This window comes from Actinobaculum suis (assembly GCF_900618115.1).
In the GTDB taxonomy this organism is placed as follows: domain Bacteria; phylum Actinomycetota; class Actinomycetes; order Actinomycetales; family Actinomycetaceae; genus Actinobaculum; species Actinobaculum suis.
This window is the reverse complement of sequence record NZ_UYIO01000001.1, coordinates 1645518-1668632: the sequence shown is the minus strand read 5'-3', so window position 1 is coordinate 1668632 and position 23115 is coordinate 1645518. Positions and strand designations below refer to the sequence as shown.

At 56.7% G+C, this 23115-nt stretch carries 20 protein-coding genes; 17 read left to right on the top strand and 3 right to left on the bottom strand.

Annotated elements, in window-relative coordinates:
• Positions 1 to 24: 24 nt before the first annotated feature.
• From H8274_RS06855 to miaA, 14 genes are all read left to right on the top strand, one after another.
• Entirely contained in the window at positions 25 to 879 is an 855-nt protein-coding gene (locus H8274_RS06855) for a hypothetical protein (protein WP_185934155.1), read from the top strand.
• A gap of 234 nt (positions 880 to 1113) precedes the next feature.
• Positions 1114 to 2016 carry a 4-hydroxy-tetrahydrodipicolinate synthase gene (dapA, locus tag H8274_RS06850; RefSeq protein ID WP_049618729.1) on the top strand — a complete coding sequence of 301 codons (903 nt, stop codon included), beginning with the start codon at positions 1114 to 1116 and terminating at the stop codon, positions 2014 to 2016.
• Positions 2017 to 2059: 43 nt separating this feature from the next.
• Positions 2060 to 3733, top strand: coding sequence for a ribonuclease J (locus H8274_RS06845; RefSeq protein WP_049618728.1), 1674 nt, complete (start codon positions 2060 to 2062; stop codon positions 3731 to 3733).
• Between the two features lie 159 nt (positions 3734 to 3892).
• Positions 3893 to 4801 (top strand): hypothetical protein, encoded by a 909-nt coding sequence (locus H8274_RS06840; RefSeq protein ID WP_185934154.1) that lies wholly within the window; start codon positions 3893 to 3895, stop codon positions 4799 to 4801.
• Positions 4802 to 5087: 286 nt separating this feature from the next.
• Positions 5088 to 7934: an FtsK/SpoIIIE family DNA translocase gene (locus H8274_RS06835; RefSeq protein WP_244924550.1), complete on the top strand. Its 2847-nt coding sequence runs from the start codon at positions 5088 to 5090 to the stop codon at positions 7932 to 7934.
• Positions 7935 to 8143: 209 nt separating this feature from the next.
• The gene (locus tag H8274_RS06830) at positions 8144 to 8830 is read left to right on the top strand and encodes a DUF6318 family protein (RefSeq protein ID WP_185934152.1); all 687 of its coding nucleotides are present in this window, start codon (positions 8144 to 8146) and stop codon (positions 8828 to 8830) included.
• A 347-nt stretch (positions 8831 to 9177) separates the two neighbouring features.
• Positions 9178 to 9717 carry a PKD domain-containing protein gene (locus H8274_RS06825; RefSeq protein WP_185934151.1) on the top strand — a complete coding sequence of 180 codons (540 nt, stop codon included), beginning with the start codon at positions 9178 to 9180 and terminating at the stop codon, positions 9715 to 9717.
• 65 nt (positions 9718 to 9782) lie between these two features.
• Positions 9783 to 10397, top strand: a complete 615-nt coding sequence (gene pgsA, locus H8274_RS06820) for a CDP-diacylglycerol--glycerol-3-phosphate 3-phosphatidyltransferase (RefSeq protein WP_065414473.1) — start codon at positions 9783 to 9785, stop codon at positions 10395 to 10397.
• A complete protein-coding gene (locus H8274_RS06815; protein ID WP_049618723.1) occupies positions 10387 to 10881 on the top strand; it encodes a CinA family protein in 495 nt (164 codons plus the stop codon). Before pgsA ends, H8274_RS06815 begins: the two co-directional genes overlap by 11 nt.
• Before the next feature lie 272 nt (positions 10882 to 11153).
• The gene (locus H8274_RS06810; protein ID WP_053093561.1) at positions 11154 to 11546 is read left to right on the top strand and encodes a helix-turn-helix domain-containing protein; all 393 of its coding nucleotides are present in this window, start codon (positions 11154 to 11156) and stop codon (positions 11544 to 11546) included.
• Between the two features lie 150 nt (positions 11547 to 11696).
• The gene (locus H8274_RS06805) at positions 11697 to 11933 is read left to right on the top strand and encodes a DUF3046 domain-containing protein (RefSeq protein ID WP_065414490.1); all 237 of its coding nucleotides are present in this window, start codon (positions 11697 to 11699) and stop codon (positions 11931 to 11933) included.
• Positions 11934 to 12394: 461 nt separating this feature from the next.
• Positions 12395 to 13570, top strand: a complete 1176-nt coding sequence (gene recA, locus H8274_RS06800) for a recombinase RecA (protein ID WP_049618721.1) — start codon at positions 12395 to 12397, stop codon at positions 13568 to 13570.
• Positions 13571 to 14110, top strand: a complete 540-nt coding sequence (locus H8274_RS06795) for a regulatory protein RecX (RefSeq protein ID WP_049618720.1) — start codon at positions 13571 to 13573, stop codon at positions 14108 to 14110.
• Positions 14107 to 15075, top strand: coding sequence for a tRNA (adenosine(37)-N6)-dimethylallyltransferase MiaA (gene miaA, locus H8274_RS06790; protein ID WP_185934150.1), 969 nt, complete (start codon positions 14107 to 14109; stop codon positions 15073 to 15075). Before H8274_RS06795 ends, miaA begins: the two co-directional genes overlap by 4 nt.
• Before the next feature lie 179 nt (positions 15076 to 15254).
• Here miaA and H8274_RS06785 read toward each other — a convergent pair whose 3' ends face one another.
• Entirely contained in the window at positions 15255 to 15863 is a 609-nt protein-coding gene (locus tag H8274_RS06785; RefSeq protein ID WP_065419330.1) for a class I SAM-dependent methyltransferase, read from the bottom strand.
• Positions 15864 to 16167: 304 nt separating this feature from the next.
• On the opposite strand from H8274_RS06785, the gene hflX reads away from it, so the two are divergent.
• Together hflX and H8274_RS06775 are read left to right on the top strand one after the other, a co-directional pair.
• Positions 16168 to 17739, top strand: coding sequence for a GTPase HflX (gene hflX, locus H8274_RS06780; RefSeq protein ID WP_456151697.1), 1572 nt, complete (start codon positions 16168 to 16170; stop codon positions 17737 to 17739).
• A complete protein-coding gene (locus H8274_RS06775; RefSeq protein ID WP_244924549.1) occupies positions 17732 to 19840 on the top strand; it encodes an ATP-dependent DNA helicase in 2109 nt (702 codons plus the stop codon). Before hflX ends, H8274_RS06775 begins: the two co-directional genes overlap by 8 nt.
• 73 nt (positions 19841 to 19913) lie before the next feature.
• On the opposite strand, the gene lexA is transcribed toward H8274_RS06775, so the two are convergent.
• Positions 19914 to 20753 (bottom strand): transcriptional repressor LexA, encoded by an 840-nt coding sequence (gene lexA / locus H8274_RS06770; protein WP_049618719.1) that lies wholly within the window; start codon positions 20751 to 20753, stop codon positions 19914 to 19916.
• A gap of 208 nt (positions 20754 to 20961) precedes the next feature.
• Between lexA and H8274_RS06765 the strand changes: the two genes are divergently transcribed.
• Entirely contained in the window at positions 20962 to 21573 is a 612-nt protein-coding gene (locus H8274_RS06765; protein ID WP_185934149.1) for a LysM peptidoglycan-binding domain-containing protein, read from the top strand.
• 245 nt (positions 21574 to 21818) lie between these two features.
• Here H8274_RS06765 and H8274_RS06760 read toward each other — a convergent pair.
• A protein-coding gene (locus H8274_RS06760) for an IS3 family transposase (RefSeq protein ID WP_185933549.1) occupies positions 21819 to 23014 on the bottom strand; the annotation gives its coding sequence in 2 pieces (ribosomal slippage) (positions 21819 to 22732 and positions 22732 to 23014; 1197 coding nt in all).
• Positions 23015 to 23115 lie beyond the last annotated feature (101 nt).

The following is a 23115-nucleotide window of genomic DNA, read 5'->3' as shown; positions in this document are numbered from 1 at the left end:
GAAGCGAAATAAACGAGGAAAAATATGAGCCAGAACGACGAATCGACTACGCAAAATGGAGCGACGCCGCTCGGCGGCATGCCTCCCTCGTCGCAATCGGCCGGTGCGCCGCAAGGCCCCGAAGTAGGTTCCGGGGCCGGCGCCCCCGGAACCGGGCAACCGCAGGCAGGTCAGCCAAATGCGTGGCAACCGCAGGCGGGCCAGCCGCAGACAGCTCAGCCGGGCGGGGAGCGGCCAGACCAAGGCCAGGCCTACCCGGGCCAGCCGCCAGTAACTGCGGGAGCCGGAACTACCGGTACCTCTGCCTTTTCTGCCCAGCCGGGGTCAACTCCTTTCTCTCCGCAACCGGGGTCAACACCTTTCTCTCCGCAACCGAAGAAAAAGAAGACCGGCCTCATTGTGGGCATTATCGTGGCGATTATCGTCATCATCGCGATAGTGGCCGCAGCTTTCTACTTCCTTGGCAAGGGCAATGGCGGAGCCGAAAGGTGGAAGCCGATCTTAGAGCTACAGGCCGAGTTTGATCCTGGGTACGACCAGGCAAACATCGACAAGGATGCCAAGTGCTTGGCGAAGGAAACCGACGGCAAGATCTCGGATAATTTCTTTGCCATGATGGACGTAGTTCTCTCGGATAATTACGACGAATCGAAGATTCCCACGGATTACAGCTTCGATCAAATGGAAAAGGACGCCCAGGAAGTTGACCGCGCCATGGTGGCTTGCGGACTGCAAGAAGAATACGACCCCGATTTTGAACAAGAAATAATCGACGGCGAAGAACCGGGTGGCGACGATGCATTTGGTAGCGATGATGCATTTGACGGCGAAGATGCACCTGGTAGCGGAGCGGGCAAGAGAAACAATTCCAGCAACTAAGAGACGAACCCAAAAACTCTGGTTTGCCTAGGAAGCAAAAGCTCCGGCCTGTCTAAGAGCCAAAAGTTCGAGCTGGTTCAGGAAACCAAAAGCTCGGATTTGCTCGGGAAACAACTCAATAGCAATAAACTAGCTGCGATGCTGGTGTGTAAGGAGTTTTTCGTACACACCGGCATCGTTTTTGCCATATGAACAATTGCCGCGTGCCTGCGCGCAGCCAGCTACAATGCGATCATGCACAAGGAAATTGCTCGCCCATTTGGTTCGGTTTCAGTGGCGATGGTTACGCCGTTCAATGAAGACGGCTCGCTGGATGTAGATAGCGCTGTGAAGCTGGCGAATAAGCTCGTTGATGATGGGTGTGACGCCCTGTTGCTCAATGGCACCACGGGAGAAGCGCCCACTACCCACCAGCCAGAAAAAGACACCCTGGTACGGGAAGTGGTAGCGGCCGTAGGTGAGCGCGCACTTGTTTATGCTGGCGCCGGTTCGAATGACACCGCCCACGCCGTCCGGATTGCCAAGGGTGCCCAGGCGAATGGTGCTCGGGGGATCCTCGTCGTCGCCCCGTACTACAACCGCCCCTCCCAAGAAGGCGTGTACCAGCACATTACGGCGGTTACTGAAGCTACCGACCTACCGGTCATGATCTACGACATTCCGGGCCGTACCGGCGTAAAAATTGAACTTGATACGCTCAAACGGCTTGCGGAACACCCGCGCATTGTGGCAGTGAAAGATGCCACTGGGGACGTGGCGAGCGGTTTCGTGAAAATCGCGGAAACCGGGCTTGCCTACTATTCGGGGGATGATGCCCTCAACTTTGCGTGGCTTGCTCACGGTGCTTCCGGGGTGGTTTCCGTTGCTGGGCATGTAATTGCCGATCGCTTGCGGGCCCTGGCACAGGAGGTCGACGCCGGGGATCTGCCGGCCGCGCGGGAAGAATTTGCCGGCCAAATGCAGCTCATCCACGCGATTATGGGTGGCGGGCAAGGCGCGGTAATGGCGAAGGAAGCTCTCAAACTGCAAGGTGTTTTGCCTTCTGCCACACTCCGTTTGCCGCTAGTTGGAGCCTCAAATTCGCAAATTACCGAACTCGCAAATGTGATGCGAGAAGAAAACCTCCTGCCTGCGTAAAGTAAATCACCCCGTAATAACCAGGTCATGAGAGAATGACGGGGTGAATAAAGATAGCAAGGGCGTACCACCCGCCCAGGATGCCGTGCGGATTGTGCCGCTCGGTGGCCTGGGTGAGGTCGGTCGAAACTGTAACATTATTGAATACAAGGGCAAACTGGTAGTGGCAGATTGCGGGGTGCTCTTCCCCGAAGAAACCCAACCGGGCGTAGATCTCATCTTGCCGAACCTTGATTACCTGGAAGATCGGCTCGATGACATTGTGGCCATCGTGCTCACACACGGGCATGAAGACCATATCGGCGCCGTACCGTATCTGCTGAAAATGCGCGAAGACATCCCGGTGGTAGGCTCGCAACTCACGATCGCTTTCGTGGAAGCCAAACTGCAAGAACACCGGATCCGCGCCCGCACCCAGATTGTGGCAGAAGGCGATGTGCTGGAAATTGCCGGTATGGAATTCGAATTCATTGCCGTCAACCACTCCATCCCCGATGCGCTAGCCATGTTCGTCCGCACCCCGGAAGGAAATATCCTCATTACCGGGGACTTTAAGATGGACCAACTACCCGTGGACGGGCGCCTTACCGACCTGCGGGCCTTCGCGGCCGCCGGCGAAGAAGGCGTAGACCTGTACATGGTGGATTCCACGAACGCGGAAGTGCCCGGCTTCGTCCACTCGGAAGCTGAAATCGCTCCCGTGATCGACCGCGTAATCGAAAACGCGCAAGGGCAAGTAGTAGTCGCTTCCTTCGCCAGCCACGTACACCGCGTGCAACAAGTACTAAACGCGGCCGCAAATCATGGCCGTAAAGTTGCTTTCGTGGGCAGGTCGATGGTGCGCAATATGGGGATTGCGGAAGAACTCGGCTATCTGGATATACCGGAAAACACCGTGATCGACGTGCGGAATATGGATTCGGTAGCACCCAATAAGCGCATCTACATGTCTACGGGAAGCCAAGGGGAACCAATGGCGGTGTTGGCACGGCTCGCCAACCGTTCCCATAATCGAATTTCCATTGGGGAAGGTGATACCGTACTTTTGGCCTCTTCTCTCATTCCCGGTAATGAAAACGCGGTGTTCCGTGTAATTAACGGGCTAATCAAGCTCGGCGCGCAAGTAATCCACCAGGGCAACGAGCGGGTACACGTTTCCGGGCACGCCGCCCAAGGCGAACTGCTCTACACGTACAACATTTTGCAACCTGCCTATGCGATGCCGGTGCACGGGGAAGTGCGTCACCTGGTAGCTAATGGGAAGATTGCGGTGGAAACCGGGGTGCCGCCCGAAAACGTAATCTTGGCCGAAAATGGTTCCGTAATCGATATGCTCGACGGCGAATGCAAACTCGTCGGCTCGGTACCTTTCCAAAACATTTATGTAGACGGAGGTTCGATCGGTACTCTCACCGAATCTGAACTCAAAGACCGGCAAGTGCTTTCTTCGGAAGGGTTTATCGTGGTCTTCGCCGTTGTAGACCCGAACGAGAAGAGTATCGTTACCGGTCCGCATATCCAAGCGCGGGCCATGGCGGAAGAAGACGCCGTCTTCGACGATATTCAAGACGACGTACAACAAGCCCTCGAAGAAGCACTTGATAAGGGCATGGATGCGTACGGCATGCAACAGGCAATGCGCCGGGTAATTGGCCGGTGGGCTTCCCGCAAGCTGCGCCGCGCACCCATGATTATCCCGACCGTTGTAGAGATATAACCGAGCTGGTGGATCTGCAGAAACGGCGGACCAATGTCTATCTAGCTAATAAATAGCTAGATAGACAATAAAGAGTGTTGGCGCCACGGGCGATGATAATATCGATTACTACGCGGAGAAGCGCCAAAGATCTTCCTGATCCGAACACGAAGGAGAATCGTGAATCAAAACCAAAGGCCCGAATACGGGCGGGGCAATTATCCGGGTTCGGAGCAAAACGGCGCCGGCACTCCAGGCCAGTACCCGGGCGGGCAGAATCCTGCCGGGCAGTACTCGGCGGGGCAAAACTCCGCGGGGCAGTATCCCTCCGGGCAGTATCCTCCAGAGCCATATCAGGCTAATCAATATCAAAGCGGACAGTATCCCGGCGCGCAGTACCCGACCGGACAACCCGGTGCGCAGTACCCGGGTGGGCAAGCTAGCGCGCAGTACTCGGCTGGCCAAACTCCGAATCCTGCTGGCGGCTATGGCAGTTCGCCTTTCAGTTCTCCCCAACCGGAAACGAAACGGAAGAACGGCGTCGTAATTGCGATTGTGGTGGCCGTCTTGGTGCTAGCTGTGGTGATTCTCGGCGTCGTTTATGCAATGAATAAGACTGACGCTGCAGACGACGCTACCGCCACCACCACACCGGTAGCAGAAGCAACTACGCCTGCCACCACGCCCGCCGCTACGCCTACGCCCGCGGCTCCAACCACTCCAGCAGCTACTGAAAAACAGGCCGGCGGGGCTAGCGGGGACATTTCTGCCACCACATATGACGAAGCTAAACACTTGGAAACGTGGAAGGCACTCCTGCCTTTGCTTTACCTAGGCACGGGCGAGGAATCCTTAAACGCGGCCAAGCACCCCGATTTGGTGCAGTGCATGGCAGAAAACACGGTTGGCAAGATATCTGACCATACAATCGACGCTTTCAGCAAGGTCACGGAAGGCGATATGACGGGCCTAGAACAATTGCAAAACGGAGATCCGCAATTGGAAAAGGATGGCTTGGCCATGTTAAACGCCATGTCAAAGTGCGGCGTTGACGCCTCTTCTCTCCTGCAGCAGGGAGCGGCAAACTAAAGCCGCTGGAAAGGCCGGTTGATGGGCATGTATAACGCCTGCCAACCGGCCTTTTTCGCTATTTCCGGGAGGGTGTGAGGTCATCCCGAAAGTGTGGTGGGGGCGGCGGGCAACGCGGGGCGCGGCTACAATTCGGAACGTGGCATCCCGTAACAAGAATTCTCGAAGAAGTAGAAGTGCGTCGCCGCGTGCCTCGCGGCGCGGTAGCGGCGCGGCGTCCCCAAAACGCCAACGAAACGCGGAGCCCACCCGTAAACTTCCCGCGGAAGGTGAGGAGACGAGCCGCTTGTCCGCAAATCAACGCAATGCTTTCTTCTTCGTATTCTTAGCCCTGGCGATCCTAGTGGCACTACGCGAATGGTTCGGTATGGGCGGAGTGCTAGGCGGCATCATTCATCATGCCACCGCCGGGGTAGTGGGCCTACTGTCGGTACTCGTGCCGGTATTGTGCCTGGCCATGGCGGTGCGCCTCATCGTTCCCGACCGCACTAACGCCAGCCAAAGAATGGCCATTGGCCTGGGCATTATCCTCACCGCAGTAGCCGGAATTTTGCATGTTGCGATCAACCCGGTAAGCCCCGTAGACGATTTCAGCGGGATTGAAAAGGCCGGCGGCCTGCTCGGCTGGATCTCCGGCGGCATCCTAAATATGTTGCTATCCGCGTGGGGTGCAATTCCGATCCTAGTGCTCGCCATTTTATGGGCACTGCTTTACATGACTAACACTTCGATCCAGGTGCTGGCGCAAAACTTCCTCGAATGGAGGGAGCAGCGGCGGGAAGACCGTGCCGAAGCGGCTAGTGCCCACGAGGCAGATATAGCAAACCAGGGTGCTTCCGCCTCTGTACCTTACGATTCACCCGCAACGCTCGACGACGCCGAACCTACCACCGAGCTAAAACCGCGCAAGAAACGCCGTTGGGCCGCGGCTCTCTCTAAGAACTCCGGCCAGGTAGGAGACTCTACGGCAGCGGCGAGCACCCCGAGCGCGGCTTCGCCCGGTGATGCGGGCCGAGATGGTAATGCCGGGGATGCCATGGCAACGCAAGTTTTGACGGCGCAGCGCGCCGCCGCCGGAACGGAAGCTCCCACCCGCAAGCTGGACGGGCCTGCCGAAAGCGGTGCCACGCCGGGGGCGGCCGCGGCTCCGGGACGCACCCAAACGGTAAAAACGAAACGCCAAGAACCTATTGCGGGAACAGAACCGGCAGGCTTGCCGGCACCGCAGGGTGGGGCGCCGATCCAGCGCACACAGCAATTGGCGCTCGATCCGAGCGTGAAATATGAACTGCCTTCCCCGGACTGTTTGGTTTTGGGTGGCAACCACGCCGAACGGACCGAAGCGAATGACGAAGTAGTTGCCGCGCTCACGCAGGTTTTCGCAGATTTCAATGTGGATGCGCACGTAGTCGGTTTTTCGCGCGGGCCCACCGTTACCCAGTATGAGGTCGAACTTGGCCCGGGCGTTAAGGTGGAGCGAATTACCCAGCTTTCGAAGAATATTGCCTATGCGGTTGCCAGCGCGGACGTGCGTATTCTTTCGCCAATCCCCGGCAAATCGGCGATTGGTATTGAGATTCCGAATGCGGACCGCGAGGTAGTGCATTTGGGAGATGTGTTGGCTTCGGAAGTGGCGCATAAAGATACGCATCCGCTAACCGTGGGTGTGGGGAAGAACGTGCGCGGGCGGTTTGTGGTCACAAATCTGGCGAAAATGCCGCACTTGCTAGTGGCGGGCGCTACCGGGTCCGGGAAGTCGAGCTTCATCAACTCGATGATTACGTCCATTATGATGCGGGCAACGCCGGACCAAGTGCGGATGATTCTGATCGATCCGAAACGCGTGGAATTGACGATTTATGCCGGTATTCCGCATCTGATTACGCCCATTATTACCAACCCGAAGAAGGCTGCGGAAGCTTTGGAATGGGTGGTGAAAGAAATGGATGCTCGCTATGACGATATGGCGGCCTACCATTTCAAGAACATTACTGATTTCAATGCGGCGATTCGGGCAGGGAAGGTGCAGGCGCATGATCCCAATCGGAAGCTGGCGCCCTACCCGTATCTGCTGGTCGTGGTAGACGAATTGGCAGACATGATGATGGTGGCCCCGCGCGATGTGGAATCCTCCATCCAGCGTATTACCCAGCTGGCACGAGCGGCCGGTATCCATTTGGTGTTGGCCACGCAGCGGCCCTCTGTGGACGTAGTGACTGGTCTGATTAAGGCGAATATTCCTTCGCGTTTGGCTTTCATGACTTCCTCCATCGCTGATTCGCGCACGATTCTAGATATGGGCGGGGCGGAAAAGCTGATTGGCCAGGGCGATGCGCTATTCATGCCGGGCGGTAAGCAGCCGATGCGGTTGCAGGGTGCCTGGGTGGGCGAAGATGAAATCGAAAAAGTGGTGGAGCATGTGAAGGCGCAACTGCGCCCGCAATACCGCGAAGATTTCGAAGAGACCGTGCAAGAAGTGCGCGCCGTCAAAAAGCAGCGCGAAGAAATCGGCGACGACCTGGAAACTCTCCTGCAGGCCGCCGAAATCGTGGTTACCACCCAGTTTGGTTCCACTTCGATGTTGCAGCGTAAACTCCGCATCGGTTTCGCGAAGGCCGGCCGCATGATGGACCTGTTGGAGCAATACGAAATCGTGGGGCCTTCCCTCGGTTCGAAGGCACGCGATGTGTTGGTGTCACCCGAACGCGTGGAGGATGCCTTGGCCGTGCTCCGGGGCGAAAAGGAATCCGTGTACGAAGATGATGAAGCTGGTGGCGCGGCTGGTGATGCGAGTTCCGCAGGCGGTGCAGGCGCTGGTTATGGTGCCGGTGGGGTAGCTGGTGGCCCTTCATCGAGTGCCAGTGCCGACGACGCCGATTATTCCCACGGTGTTTATCCGGCCGGAAACGCGGGTGGTTCGCCGGGAAAAGCTAATGCCGGGCCAGGGATGAGCCCGGACCAAGCGCTCAGCGCGCACAACGCAAATGGCTATGCCGGTGAGTATTACGACCGCTACGCTACGGACCCGCTGGCGGAAGAAAACCAGGAACCGGTTGCCAAAAACTGGTATGACGACGACCTTGACGCTGAAGGGGAATCTGGCGAAGATGCCTGGCAACTAACCGGCAGGTAAAACAAAGCTAGCCCGCTTAGACGGTGTAGCGGTAGCAACGCATTTGAGTGGCGTGGCGGTAGCGATGGGGCCGGGCGCTGAGCTGTTAACTCGACTGGGCTTTGGGCTGGGCTGGGCTTGGGGCTGTGCGCTGGGAAGGAAGGCCGCGCAGTTTTCGTCCTGTGGATAGGCAGTGGTTGTATACCGGGGAAGCGGCTACTCTTCGCGGTATGAAGCCTAGATTTGTGTGGCGGCCTGCCGCGTGGCGCTATGCCGCTCTTGGATTGTCTATTTTGTTTGTCTTGCCGGTTCTGGTCGGCTGTGGTTCGACTGATTCAAGCTCGCCGAGCCCGACCCTGACGGTGGTACCTCCGGAGTCGTTGCAAACTAGCGATGCCGCGAACAAGGAATCTGTGGAAACCAACAATGACGCTGATTCCACAACAGCCGTGAAGGAAGCTGGCGAAGCGGAAAAACCAGTCCCGCCGGCCGCGATGGAAAACGTCGATGCCGACGGCGCTATCGCCGCGGCCGAATATTATTTGCTACTCACCTTGTATGGTGCCACGACTTTGGAAACAGAAGACCTCGAAAAAATGTCGGGTGCCGAGTGTGCATGGTGCCAGGAAGAAATTCGGCGACTAAAAGGGTGGACTGGGTATCTGGAAACGATGCCTGAGTTCGAAATATACGAACGACAAGGATGGTATGACGCTGAACAAAACGATTTTGTCGTTGCCCTTGCAGGAAAGCGAGGCTCGAGTCAACTCAATTCCCCTGAAGGCACCAGCGAAGCACGTGCGCAAGAATTTAAGGTAGGAATGATTCTCGAGAATCATTCGGATCAATGGGTTGTTACTGACATCTATATGGAGCTCCCGGAAGATGGGATTTCGGAGGACGGTGCAGAGCAATAATGCTGGAGCATCCGAAGCCCTTAAAGAGGTGGAATAGCCATACTTATTGGAAGGTCGCGTTAGCTTTCGGTCTGCTAGCTTCCTGCATGTTTATTATCCCGAAAGTAGAAGCAAATGATTTTGACCGTAATTGGCTAGCGACCGGGAACAAGGCTACCGTGACAATCGTGCACCGCGATGTCAGAAGCAATAGCGCCGCGGAAGCTATACGACACCACGGTTCCCCAAAGAGTTCCGGTAGTGGCCTGTGGCGTAGCGGAAAGAAACCAGGGTCTGGTTCTAGTCGCCGTGTCTACCACTTGTTACAGCCGGCGGAGTGGGAGTTGGATTCGCAGGAGCAGGTGGGGATGGCTTGGTTGGGTCGGTCGCGGTTTAAGCCGCGGGGGACTGCAGCTGCGGCCAAGCCAGCTGCAGATGATACGGGAGATACCGCGCCGGTGGTGGAGATTGATGCGGCGTCGTTGGTGACCATTGAGGATGTGGCTTCTTTGGTTACTGATGGTGGAAGTTTCGAGATTTCCCCAGCGGATTCTTGGGTGTTGATAAACAAGCCGGTGTATTTCATGTCCTCGGTGCAGGCGCATACTCGCCAGGTAGAGGTCTATGGGTTCCCAGTGGTGGTGGAACTGATGCCGGTGCGTTATGAGTGGAATCCTGGTGACGGAAGCCCGGTTTTCCACAGTACGGTTCCGGGTGATACCTGGCCGCAGGGGACGGTGACGCATACGTATTTGCGGCCCGGGGTGTATTCCCCGCAGGTTGCGGTTACTTGGCGGGCACAATTCACGGTTGAGGGCTATACCTATCCGGTGGATGGGGAAGTAACTACCCGCGCGCAGGCCACGCCTTTCGAGGTGATCGAAGCCCGTGCCCGTATCACCCGCTGAGTCCGGAAAGTATAATCTCGCGCCGAGTCACAAGTTTCGCGGCTGGGCACGGTAGGCTGGGCCACATGACCGAAAAGCAAAATCAGGGCTCAACTGAAGTACCCATTGTGAATATTGCGAACGCTTTCACTATGTTACGCGTTATTCTCATCCCCGTTTTTATCTGGGCGTATTGGGAACCAACCCCAGGGCGTGCCTTCGCCGCCTGGGCGATCTTCGTTATTGCCGCCGCCACCGATAAGCTCGACGGTCACCTCGCCCGTAGCCGCGGCCTCATCACCAACTTCGGCAAACTCGCCGATTCTATTGCGGATAAAGGTCTAATCGCGGCGGCGCTCATCATGCTTTCCTGGCACGGCCGGCTCTGGTGGTGGGTCACCATCTTGCTCATCGCCCGCGAACTTTACATCACGATCGTGCGCATGACGGTCGTGAAAAAGAAAGTCATGGCCGCCGGCACCCTCGGCAAATACAAAATGGTCGCCCAATCCGTGGGGGCCGGTTGGCTGATCGTCCCGTGGGACTCCTGGTTTGCGGCCACGCCCATGCTTGCCCAAGCCTGCATGTGGGTGGGGTGGATAATCCTCGGGGTAGCGTTGGTATTGTCCATCTGGTCTGCCATTGGGTACACGCGCGACGCCGTCGCTATCGCCCACGAAGGAAACCCGAATGAAAATTGAGGCGACCGCACAACTTACTGAGACGGTACACGAACTCGAAAAACGAGGCCTGACCATTGCCTGCGCCGAATCATTAACCGGGGGAGCACTTACTGCTACCTTCGTGGAAGTCCCCGGAGTTTCGAGCGTGCTACGGGGCGGTATATGTACTTATGCCACGGCAACAAAAGCCAGCATTCTTGGGGTCAGCGAGCAACGACTGGCACAAACCGGACCGGTTGACCAGATAGTCGCCCGGCAAATGGCGGCCGGCGCATGCCACCTATATGACGCCACAGTCGCCCTTGCCACCACCGGGGTTGCCGGGCCCGGACCTGCCGATGGCCATCCGGCCGGAACCGTGTGGATCGCGATTAGCGGGAGCCTGGGCAGTGCGGAACGCGAGCTACATTTACCGGGAGGGCGCGAGGAAGTACGTGCCGGCGCAGTGTGGCAGGCGATCCGGCTGTTGCGAGAAAAACTCGGCCTGGATCCAGCCGTGTAGACTGGGAGTACTACCATGTACAAGATGTTTTTGCCTTCGCGTATAGGTAGTTGGTAAAGCACGATACGGAAAATCTAATTGGGAGTTTTCTGGCAGACTCCCAGCAAATCTCCAGTCACAAGTGGCGTACTTAATACTGGAAGCAGAACAGATGGCTACTAAGGGAGCCATCAGGGATGCGAAAGCGCCGCGAAACTCGGGAAACACAATATTTCGGAGATATTTCGCCAGGCGGGGAATAAAGTGCACAGCGAAGGCGTTAGAAAGTAATGATGACAGAAAATACTCGGACCGGCCTGAACCGGAAGAATAATGTTCCTACAACGGAGCAACGTGAGGCAACGCAGCCTGCGCTCCTTCGCGTGGAATTGGGAGAAGTCCTACGTGCGTATCGGCAACGCCAGGGCCGTACTTTGCGGGAAGTCTCTTCGGATGCACGCGTCTCCTTGGGTTACCTTTCCGAAGTTGAACGCGGCCAAAAGGAAGCATCCTCAGAACTGCTTTCTTCAATTTGCCGCGCGTTGAACGTGCCATTGAGTCAAGTATTGCGCTTGGCCGCAGACCGCGTAGATATTCACGAAGGGCGCATTCCAGCCCATATGCGTATCCCGGATGCCATTCCGGAAGAAATGGTCCGCCGCGAATACGCCAAGATGGGCCGCTAAAAGCCTCTTCGTAAGCAGACTACTGCGCAGGCTGGATTACCGGCCTGCTAAAAGGAAGCCCGCGCCCGGTGCGCGGGCTTTTCTATGCCCCACCACTCTATGCCCCACCACTCTATGCCCCACCACGGGTGGGGGTTTAGGATGAAGCGCGTGCGCGAATCAGAATTTTGGGCAAACCTGGAATGGGTTTTTGGCGATCGTGGCCATAGCGTGGCCCAAGACATGGTACTTTCTGCCCTAGATGGCCGGTCTCTAGCGGAAGCCGTGGAAGACGGCGTCGAACCCCAAAAAGTGTGGGACGCCCTGTGTGAAAACATGGGCTTCCCCGAAAAATACCGGTACCTACACCGCATAAAACCAAACGAGCGTGGTCTGCCTCCACACTAAAAAAACCTGCCGTGCTGCCGCAGATAAACACGCGCGGCCGCTGCAGACGAATATGTGCGCCGCCGCCGGCAAGTAGGTGTGCGCGAAGGTCGGCCTGGAAGTACGGGCGCCTGGGAAGTCTGGGTGGCGAGGAAGTACGGACGCCTGGGAAGTCTGGGTGGCGGGGAAGAATGGGGAGCGTGGCGCCGGGAGGTTTGGGCGCGGGTGATATTCCTCTAGCGCAACACGCCAAAACCGAGCTTCCCTCGAACACCCGTTCGGATTAAAGTGTTCCACAGATCGCAAAAGCGCCGGCGATATCAACAGATTGGTTCGCGGCGTCTTTTTATGTCGGAGGCTGGACGTACCTTAGAAACAGAGCTTGTTCGGAGAGGGCAAGCGGAGGGCGATCGCGAAGTACCCGGAGAGGGAAAGCTTCGCTAGAAGCCTGTTCTGTAGGAATATCGAGTAAAGGACCGGGAATGGCCGAAAAGAAGGACGCCGAAAATAAGGACGAGCGGCAACGCGCAATTGATGCGGCGCTCGCGCAAATTGATAAACAGTTCGGTAAAGGTTCAGTGATGCGGCTGGGGGACCGGCCAGCACGCCGCGTTGAGGTGATCCCTACCGGGTCCCTTGCTTTGGATATTGCACTCGGAGTGGGCGGTTTGCCACGCGGGCGCGTAGTGGAGATTTATGGTCCGGAATCTTCCGGTAAAACCACGGTGGCCTTGCATGTGGTAGCGGAAGCCCAAAAGCAAGGCGGGATCGCTGCTTTTATCGACGCCGAACACGCTCTGGATCCCGAATACGCACGCAAACTCGGGGTGAATACCGATGAATTGATCGTTTCCCAGCCAGATACGGGAGAACAAGCTCTGGAAATTATGGACATGCTAGTGCGTTCCGGAGCTATCGACGTCGTGGTGGTAGATTCCGTGGCCGCGCTCGTTCCCAAAGCCGAAATTGAAGGAGATATGGGAGATGCGCACGTGGGCCTGCAAGCCCGGCTTATGAGCCAGGCCTTGCGGAAGATTACCGGGGCGCTGTCTTCCACCCGTACCACTGCGATTTTCATTAACCAGCTGCGCGAAAAAATTGGGGTGTTCTTCGGGAACCCGGAAACCACCACCGGTGGAAAGGCACTCAAGTTCTACTCTTCGGTGCGTTTGGATGTGCGGCGCGGGGAAGCTCTGAAAGTAGGAGGAAACCCGATCGGGAATCGCACCCGCGTGAAGGTCGTAAAAAACAAGATGGCGCCGCCCTTCAAACAAGCCGAATTTGACCTTATTTACGGCGAAGGTATTTCTCGCGAGGGCGGAATTATCGACATGGGTGTAGAAGCCGGAATTATTCGCAAGTCCGGGGCCTGGTTCACCTATGAAGGCGACCAACTGGGCCAGGGTAAGGAAAGGGCACGCCAGTTCTTGGTCGATAACCCGGACCTTGCCGCAGAACTCGAAAATAAGATCCTAATTGCCGTGGGCGTGCGCGAAGATCCGGAAGCTGCCGCGGCAGAGGCAGAAAAGGAAGCCGCGAGTACCGCCAAGAAGGAAACAGCCACTTCCGCGAAGGAAAAGAAGGCTACAGCTACTACCGCTAAAACTAAGACGGCGGAGAAAGCTGCTCCGGCGGAGAAGGAGCCGGTGAAAAGCTAGATGGCGAGGCGGAAAAGCCGCGGGCCTGATCTAAGTGAGCTCCCTCGGGAAGAGCAAGTTAAAAAAGCGCGAGAAATTGCCTATCGTCGCCTCGGTATGCGGGACTATGCGCGGGCGGAGTTAGGGGAGGTGCTGGCCAAACGCGGCCTTCCCGAAGGAGTTATTCTCCAGACCTTGGCGGAAATGGAAGCGGCCGGCTATGTGGATGATGCCCGGTTCGCCCAGGAATACGTGCGGCGCCGACTGGCCGTCAAACCGATGTCGCGCCGCGTGCTCGGGATCGAACTACGCCGCAAAGGGATCAGTGAAGAACTGATTAGCGCCGCGCTTTCCGAACTGGCACCGGAAACTGAACTGGCCGGGGCGATCAGTTTGGCAGAGAATCGTCTGCTAGCAGCTTCTGGTAACCCGGACACTTTGGAGCAACGCGTGTATGCCATGTTGGCGCGGCGCGGCTACACCTATGAGCAGTGCACGAAGGCTCTACGTATTGCGCGGGAAAACGTGCGCGCCGCGAATGAAGATAGGCTAACTGAGTGATTATCGCGATTGTCGGGCCCACGGCGAGCGGCAAAACCGCTATTTCCTTAGAGCTGGCGGAAATGCTGGGTGGCGGGCGCAGAGTAGAAATTATTTCCGCGGATGCCTTCCAACTGTATCGGGGCATGGATATTGGGACGGCGAAAGCCACCCCGGCGGAAAGGCAAAGAATTCGCCACCACCTGATAGACGTGCTCGACATTAGCGAAGAAGCATCGGTGGCTGCCTACCAGAAACAGGCGCGAGCCGCACTCGCAAATATTTTGCAGCGCGGCAAGATCCCGCTGGTAGTGGGTGGTTCGGGACTATACGTTTCCGCTTTGCTCGATGAGCTCGATTTTCCGGGTACCGATCCGCAAGTACGAGCCCAAGTAGAAAAAGAAGCCACGGCGGACTATCCAGCAATCTTGCGCGAACTTGCCACCCGTGATCCGCAAGCCTACGAAACGCTTGACCACCGCAACCGGCGGCGGGTTATCCGGGCCGTAGAAATAATCCGCTTGCGCGGCCATTACACTTCCCGGTTCCCGCGGCATACCTCCCATTATCCGGAGGTATATATGCATGGCATCAACCGGGAACGGGCCGTATTACACGCAGGTATTCACAAACGCGTGGAGGAAATGTTTGCGGCCGGGCTACTTACTGAAGTTGCCGAACTATTAGAACAAGGGCTGGCTAATACTCCCACGGCGCGCCGAGCTACGGGATACGCGCAAGCTATTGAAGTGCTAGCCGGAAGAATGAGCCAAAGCGAAGCAATCGAAAAAATCACGGTTGCTACCCGCCAGCTTGCCCGCAAACAAATCAGCTGGTTTACCGCCGATCCGCGGCTCACCTGGCACGACAATACTGCCGGCCAAGCCGCAAAAATTGCCGCGCAAATCTATGCTTCGCTACCGGGGCAAACACCAGCGTCCGGCAACGAGCCAGCGCTCGGCAACATGCCAGCGCCCGAGAACTAGCCAGCGCCCGATAGGCGATAACGGCTTGCGCTACATCCTCGTCGATCTGTAAACGCTACTTGTAGCACTAGCGGTAGGAGAGCATCCAGAAAGAGCAGCCAGAAAGAACGTCCAGAAAGCACGTTGAAAAAGAGCAGCCAGAAACGGGCCACGGGCTTAAAGCTTCGGGTTACGCGTTCTTAGCTACGGGCTACTCGCAGAATACGGAAGCCTTTCGCAGAACCGATCTTGGCGCACTCCCATCCCGTTTCGCGTAGCCAGCGAGCCAAAGAATCAGCACCCAGGTTCTTTTGCACCACCAGGAAAGCTTCCCCATCGGCGGAAAGTTTTGCCAACCAAGTACCGAGCAATTCGTGCAGAGCTGCTTTGCCAATACGGATAGGAGGATTAGACCAAATCAGCCTAATCTCCCGGTCAGCTAGTTGTGCTAGAGCATCTTCAGGAGTAGCGACATGGGCTTCCACACCGGCGGCATGCGTATTACGTTTCGTCAACGAAAGCGCCCGCTCATTCACATCCACTGCCCACAGTTCCGCTTGCGGCGCATGTGCACCCAGCGCGATAGTGAGCGGACCCCAGCCACACCCCAAATCAAGGGCGATCTGCCCGGCTCCCACCTGCGGATCGGGAACCTTGTCCAAAAACACCGAGGTGCCCTTATCAACACGGTTGCCGGCAAAGACGCCGTCGGACCCGGTTACCTGATACTCGCGGCCCCGCAAACGCACCTTCATCGGGTGTTCATGCGCCGCAGATTCCGGGTTGGAGGAAAAATAGTGCTCGCTCATACCCCTGATTTTAAAACACCAGATACTCGGCCCGCGGCAGGGGTGAGAAACCCGGCGCGCCGAGATACCGCCGGCGAAGTACGGCGACCGGCAGACCGGAATAGTACGGCGCCCTGCAAAGTACAGCGACCGGCAAAGTACGGTGACGCGCAAAACACGCATCGTGATACGTATCGTTGGCGCGCCGGCGTCTTCGTGGGAAAATGGGCAGAACAGTTAAGGAGCAGGTACGAACAATAAGCATTATTCCGCAGGCGAGGAAGCCGCGGAACACGTCCAAACAGCACCAGGAAAGGAATACAGTTTGCACAAAGAGGACCAACGGCTTACCGATTCTGCCGCGAACACCGAGAAGGAAACTCCATACCGGGAAGAAAAAACGGGGCACCAGGAAGAAATAGCAGGCACGGTTGATCTCAGTTCGCTGGAGGGAACCTCCCTACAAGAAACAGCCGAAGAACGGTGGGCATGGTCCGGGGATACTTTGGAGCGTGAACAGCGCCAAAAATTCCAGCGGGTAAGCGGTGTACACCGCGACCTTTCTGAAGATGAAGCTCTAGAACTTGAATATCGGCAAGTCCGCTTGGAACGAGTGGTCCTGGTTGGTATCTACGAGTTTTCGCGTGAAGAAGCAGAAGAATCATTGCGCGAACTTGCCGCGCTCGCCCACACCGCTGGCTCCCAGGTACTCGAAGGGGTATTGCAACGGCGCGATACACCCGATAAGGCCACTTTCTTAGGGAAAGGGAAAGCCCATGAACTGGCCGAACTGGTTGCGAGCGTGGGTGCGGATACGGTGATTGTTGATTCCGAATTGGCGCCTTCACAACGGCGTGGTTTGGAAGATATCGTCGACGTAAAAGTGGTAGACCGTACCGCGGTGGTGCTTGATATTTTCGCCCGCCACGCCAAATCCAAAGAAGGTAAAGCCCAAGTGGAGCTAGCCCAGCTGGAATACCTTTTGCCGCGTTTGCGTGGCTGGGGTGAATCGATGTCCCGGCAAGCTGGTGGCCAGGCAGCAGGTGGTGCTGGTATTGGGTCGCGCGGTCCGGGTGAAACCCAGTTGGAACTGGATCGGCGCCGCATCCGCTTCCGCATGGCAAAGCTGCGCCGCGATATCAAGAAAATGAAACCTGCCCGCGATACTCGCCGTGCCGAACGTGAACGCACAGGTATTCCATCTGTCGTAATCGTGGGCTACACAAATGCTGGGAAATCTTCTTTGCTCAACCGGCTTACCGGGGCTGGAGTGCTCGTAGATAACCTGCTTTTCGCGACCCTGGATCCCACGGTACGGCGGGCCCGCACGGCCACCGACCGCGAGTTCACACTTTCCGATACGGTTGGGTTTGTGCGCAATTTACCCACTCAACTCGTGGAAGCTTTCCGCTCCACCTTGGAAGAAGTGGGCAGCGCCGATGTGCTCTTGCACGCTGTTGATTCCTCCCACTCCGATCCGGTGGGGCAAATCCGCGCGGTACACGAAGTACTCGAAACCGTACCGGGGGCACGCGAAGTTCCCGAACTCATGGTGTTCACCAAAAAAGACCTCGCCGATCCGGTAGATCTAGCTGCACTAGAAACCCGCTATCCGGATTCGGTAGCAGTTTCGGCGCTTACCGGGGAAGGTCTGGAAGAGCTGCGCGAAAAACTCGACGAGATTTTGCCGCGGCCAAGCCATGAGCTCGAAGCGATCGTACCTTTTGATCGCGGCGAACTAGTGTCGCTGATTTATGAACGTGGAGAACTGCTAGCTCCTGTCGAATACCGGGCTACCGGCACCTACGTGCATGCCCTCGTACCGGAAGAACTCGCCGCAGAATTCTCCCCCGCTTGGCAAGAAGCTGCCCAGGAAGACCAGGTTTCTCATGCATGAGGAAGAACAAAACCCAGCTTCTAGCACTGAAGAATCCACAAACACCGCCAGCGGGCAATACTCACAGTCCAGTAACAAAGAATACGCACAGTCCGGTGGAGGGGAGTACATACAGTCCAACACTACGGAAACTTTAAACGTAAGTGCGGCAAGTTGTGCGCAAATCCTGCAGGAAGCCGTTAGTGAGCTAGGCGGGCAATCTCGCCCCGGCCAAGAAGAAATGGTTGCGGCAGTTGCTCGCACGCTGGAAGAAGACGGACATTTGCTCGTACAAGCCGGTACCGGCACCGGGAAATCTTTGGGCTATTTAGTGCCGGTAATGGAATGGGCCGCGCGCACGGGAAAACGGGCGATCATTTCTACCGCCACCCTGGCTTTGCAACGCCAAATCGTGCGTCATGACGCCCCGCTTGCCGCTAGCGCCACCCAGAAAATATTGGGCAAAAAACCAAGTTTTGCTTTGCTTAAAGGTTGGAACAACTATGTGTGCCTACGCAAAGTGGCCGGCGGCTATCCGGAAGATGATTCGCTCCTTTCCCGGGCGGAAGGAACCTACGGTGCCTCGGCCCTGGGGGAGGAAGTACTCCGCATCCGCGATTGGGCGAACGAAACCGAAACGGGAGACCGCGACGACCTCATCCCCGGTGCTTCCGATCGAGCATGGCGCCAGGTCTCGGTTTCTAAACGGGAATGTTTAGGTTCGCGTTGCCCTCTATACGAAAGTTGCTTTGCTTTCCAGGCGCGAGAAACCGCGGCCGGCGCCGATATCGTGGTCACGAACCATTCGATGCTCGGCGTCCAAAGTCAGGGCACGCCTGTTTTACCGGAAGCTGATGCGTACGTCGTCGACGAAGCACACGAACTAACAAGCCGGGTAACCTCCCAACTCACGGTAGGCATTTCGGCGATGCAATTGCGTAGCCTGGCCCGCCTATTGCGCCGCGAAAATGTTTTGCCCGGCAAATTGGAAGACGCCGCGGGCGGCCTCGAAGACGTACTGACCGATATTCCAGATGGCCGGCTTGCCGGTTTGCCCCCGCATTTGCAAGATTCGCTGGTCCTCGTGCTGCGCGAACTGCAAAACGCGCAGGAAGATATCGCGGACCTGCCCGGTAAGGATCCGAATGATGCGGCCGCGAAATCCGTGCTGCGGGCCCGCGTGGCAGAAATCGTAGACGTTGTGGAACAGTTGCTCTCTGAACGCGTGGGCAACGGTTTGGTGCCGTGGATTGCACGCGATATGGAAGCACGCCCCACTTTGTACGTGGCGCCTTTGGATGTTTCCGGGGCGCTCGCGAATGAACTATTCGAAGAGACCCCGGTGATTTTGACTTCCGCTACTTTGCAAATTGGTGGGCGGTTTGAGCACGCGGCGCGCGAGGTCGGTTTTCTGTATCCTTCGCAAGGCCCGTGGGAGGGGATCGACGTCGGTTCGCCTTTCGATCCGGCCCGTCAAGCGATTCTTTACGTGGCGAGCCACTTACCAGCTCCGGGCCGCGACGGTTACGGAAATGAGAACTTGGAAGAGTTGGTGCGGCTTATCGAAGCTTCCCAGGGTGGGGCTTTGTGTCTGTTTACCTCGCGGCGCGGCGCCGAAAACGCAGCTGAGTTTGCCCGGGAGCGGCTTGAAACCCCGGTCTTATTGCAAGGCGAGGAATCCTTGCCGGCACTTATTTCCGCTTTTGCGGCCGATGACGCAGCATCTTTATTTGGCACGCTGTCTTTGTGGCAGGGAGTGGACGTGCCCGGGCATACTTGCCGGCTGGTGATTATTGATCGAATTCCGTTCCCACGCCCCAATGATGCTTTGGTGCAGGCCCGCACGCAGGAAGCGGAGAAGTCTGGCCGGAGCGGTTTCATGGAAGTCTCGGTGGCCCAAGCAGCTTTGCTATTGGCGCAGGGCGCGGGCAGGTTATTGCGTAAAAGTGATGATCGGGGAGTAGTGGCAGTACTCGATTCCCGGCTCACCACTAAGCGTTACGGAAGTTTCCTGATGGCTTCAATGCCGCGCATGTGGACGACGACGAATCCCGAAACCGTGCAAGGTGCGCTACAACGTTTAGCCGCGACCGGTGGCAACACTGGTACTGGCGCGGCATAAATATAGCTGCTCGTGGTGCATAACGCTGCCGGTGATGCATAACGCTACCGGCGGGCCGCGCTATGCGCAGCAATTACAGCCGGCGCATTACCATGACAACCCGGCCCAATACTTGTGCTTCATCAGCCGGGATCGGATCATAGTTTTCATTGCGGGGAAGCAAAGTGATGTGGCCGTTGCGGCGGTCGAGCACTTTTACAGTAGCTTCGCCGTCAATCATGGCTGCCACAATTTCGCCATTATTAGCCACCGGTTGGCGGCGAACTACCACCCAGTCGCCATCGCAGATGGCGGCATCCATCATTGAATCCCCGGAAACCTTCAACGTAAACAACTCGCCGCTTCCCGTGAGCTGGCGGGGAAGTGGGAATACATCTTCGATCTGCTGGTCTGCCAGAATCGGAGCGCCTGCCGCAATTCTTCCCACCACCGGCACATTTACCGCTTCCGGTATTTCTACTTCACCTGACTCATCCACATAGGTGGCATGCGAAAGCGGAGAAACCGTACCGGCCGGAGCCGGAGAACCACCCGAAGCATATGCACCGGTTTCAGCATTAGCACCGGTCACACTACGTAAAGGCAATACCGGTGCCAACCCCGCCGCCTCGGAAGTGGCATTTCGACCGGAAAGTAAGCCCTCGCCAGGCACGGAATCACTACCGGATATCAAGCCATGCCTTTCCAGAGCGAGCTCCGTTAGTTCGATTTTGCGGGGGCGATGTGCATCGCGGGAGATATATCCCAGGCGTTCCAAAGAATCTAGCTGGTGCTTCACCGAAGAAGGGGAAGAAAGCCCTACCTCTTTACAGATTTCCCTAATAGTGGGCGGCATATGCCGCTGCGTTATCGCCTTAATGATGCAGGAAAGAACGGATGCCTGACGCTCGGTGAGTTCGGGAAGGCGGGACATTATTACTCCGTTCATCACGCGCACCAACTAATTCTGTCGGAGGTGCCTGCTGTTATGGATACATCAAGGGTAGAGCCAGAACGGAGCTCTTTCAAACAATTGTTCGCCACGCGTGTCGAACAATTGTTCTAGACAGTGCGCCGCCAAGGCGATAGTATTCGTACAGACGTTCGACGAACATGTGTTCGAATAGGATCGGGGGAGTCGCATGAGTGTTGCGGAAGTACTGCGATATGAAGACCAAGAAGCACCGGTGCGGCGCGTGGCACCAGCGCCGCAGCTCCGGCTGGTGCCACCGCTTGCAGCAGCGGATAAAAACCCGGCGGCACAGAGCTTTGCGTCAGGTAAAGCAGGTAAAGATACAGCGAATGGGCAAGCGGTCAACAAACATGCCGCGCGCGGCCAGGTTGCGCGCGGCCAGGTGGCGCGCGGCCATAGCGAACCCGAAGATAGCGAACGCGGGCATGCAGTGCGCGGGTATGCAGTACGCAGGCGTGTAGCACGCGGATATGTGGCCCCCGGGCATTCAGTGTGCGGGATTGCGGATCTGGAACGCACGGTCCTGGCGGGCATGAAAGCTGCGCTCTACGTTTTTGTTGCGGCCGTAGTCCTGAGCATGGGGTTGCTCATCGGCTCTGTGTTTGGTGTAGAAAGCGGGGGAGCGGTCACCGTGCAGACTGGAGATACTTTGAGTTCGATCGCCGCCCAGATTGTTGATGCTCCCGATCATGCCACTGCCTTGGCGGATTTACAGCGAATCAATGGGCTTTCTTCTGAACAACTTATGCCGGGGCAAGTCTTGCAAATTCCGGCCTATTGATAACCGGCCCAATAAGAATATACGACCTATGCCGGTTTACTGTGAGCCGCGAATTACCGCGAACTGAGAACGAACTGAGAAGCGGCTAAATACAGGGAACCACGCGGACTTTCCAGAAAGCGCGAGATAAGCACGAGATAGTATGGGTAAGCACGAGATAGTAAATGCGCGTGAGTAAAAAGCTACTAATGGCAATGCATCCGGAAACGGGCCCGACCCCCGGAAAGTGGACATGGGGGTGGTGTTTATGCTGCAAGGTCAAGTGTAGCTGACGCGTGTTTTTCGAAGGTGTCTGGGGCCTGGTAATTGCACCAGGTGTGCAATCGTTTCGTGTTATACCGAGTACACCACGCAAAGACCTGCCGGCGGCAGGAGAGCATGTTGGGGAAAACCTTCGCATTTTTGAGAACTTCTCGTTTGAGCGTTGCATTAAATGACTCTGCCAGCGCGTTATCGGCACTACTGCCTACAGCTCCCATGGATTGTTGTACTCCCAACTGGCGGCATGTTTCTTGAAATACAGAGGAGGTGTATACACTGCCGTGATCAGAATGGAAAATCGTTCCACGCAAGGATCCTCGCTGGTCTGCGGCCATCAGTAATGCCTCTCGGGCGAGTTCAACACGCATGTGATCTGCAATCGCAAAACCGACCAGTTTCCGGGAGAAACAGTCAATCACAGTAGCCAGATACATATTCTTTTGCCCGGCAAGGGGAAGATATGTAATGTCCCCGACAAGCTTGTCGTTAGGCCTGGCCGCGGTGAAATCACGCTCGAGAAGATCATCAAAGACCCGCTTATGTGGATCACTGACAGTAGTGCGAACACGACGTTTTTTCGTAAAACCTGCCAACCCGAGAGCTTTCATCACCCGTGCTACGCGTTTGTGATTTACCGGCTGGTCCGGGGTCTGCGCAGTAAGCAACGCGGCTATACGTTTAGCACCATACAAGCCACCTTCCGCCTCGAAAGCGATCCGAATTCGCTCCCCTAGCAGCCCGTCAGCGTATACCTGTTGCTCGCGCCGGGCCGCATTTGCGGCCCACTTGTAATAGGAAGAACGCCTTACTTTCAGTACGGTACACATCCGCTTGACTGAGAACTCAGTACGGTGGTCCTCGATGAACTTGAAGCGGATCACAAGCCCATCTCCTTCGCGAAATACTGCGCCGCCTTGCGCAAAATATCGCGTTCTTCTTTCAAAAGCGCGTTTTCCTTTTCGAGTTGTCGGATTCTCTCTGCTTCAGATAAGACCCGCGCCGCCTCTGCTTCTTTGCGCCGCCTGGCCCGCACCCCGGTGCCAAACTGGTTTACCCAGTTTTGCAGCGAATTACGATTAATTCCCAGATCAGAAGCAACCTGCGCCATTGAAGCCTCGCTGGACTCGTACGCGGCTACCGCGTCTTTCTTGAACTGCGCGGAATATGTTTTACGGGACATGGTAGAAGACTACCTTTCTCCGGCTGAACGCCGGGGCTAGCCTATGTCCACCAACAGGGGGTCAGGTCCAACTCCTAATGGCTGTGAAATGAACAACTGTT

Excerpts from the sequence above, each read along its gene's own strand:
- H8274_RS06855 (WP_185934155.1), top strand. The coding sequence starts at position 25 with ATGAGCCAGAACGACGAATCGACTACGCAAAATGGAGCGACGCCGCTC.
- dapA (WP_049618729.1), top strand. The coding sequence starts at position 1,114 with ATGCACAAGGAAATTGCTCGCCCATTTGGTTCGGTTTCAGTGGCGATG.
- H8274_RS06830 (WP_185934152.1), top strand. The coding sequence starts at position 8,144 with ATGAAGCCTAGATTTGTGTGGCGGCCTGCCGCGTGGCGCTATGCCGCT.
- H8274_RS06825 (WP_185934151.1), top strand. The coding sequence starts at position 9,178 with ATGGCTTGGTTGGGTCGGTCGCGGTTTAAGCCGCGGGGGACTGCAGCT.
- pgsA (WP_065414473.1), top strand. The coding sequence starts at position 9,783 with ATGACCGAAAAGCAAAATCAGGGCTCAACTGAAGTACCCATTGTGAAT.
- H8274_RS06815 (WP_049618723.1), top strand. The coding sequence starts at position 10,387 with ATGAAAATTGAGGCGACCGCACAACTTACTGAGACGGTACACGAACTC.
- H8274_RS06810 (WP_053093561.1), top strand. The coding sequence starts at position 11,154 with ATGACAGAAAATACTCGGACCGGCCTGAACCGGAAGAATAATGTTCCT.
- recA (WP_049618721.1), top strand. The coding sequence starts at position 12,395 with ATGGCCGAAAAGAAGGACGCCGAAAATAAGGACGAGCGGCAACGCGCA.
- H8274_RS06795 (WP_049618720.1), top strand. The coding sequence starts at position 13,571 with ATGGCGAGGCGGAAAAGCCGCGGGCCTGATCTAAGTGAGCTCCCTCGG.
- H8274_RS06785 (WP_065419330.1), bottom strand. The coding sequence starts at position 15,863 with ATGAGCGAGCACTATTTTTCCTCCAACCCGGAATCTGCGGCGCATGAA.
- H8274_RS06775 (WP_244924549.1), top strand. The coding sequence starts at position 17,732 with ATGCATGAGGAAGAACAAAACCCAGCTTCTAGCACTGAAGAATCCACA.
- lexA (WP_049618719.1), bottom strand. The coding sequence starts at position 20,753 with ATGTCCCGCCTTCCCGAACTCACCGAGCGTCAGGCATCCGTTCTTTCC.
- H8274_RS06765 (WP_185934149.1), top strand. The coding sequence starts at position 20,962 with ATGAGTGTTGCGGAAGTACTGCGATATGAAGACCAAGAAGCACCGGTG.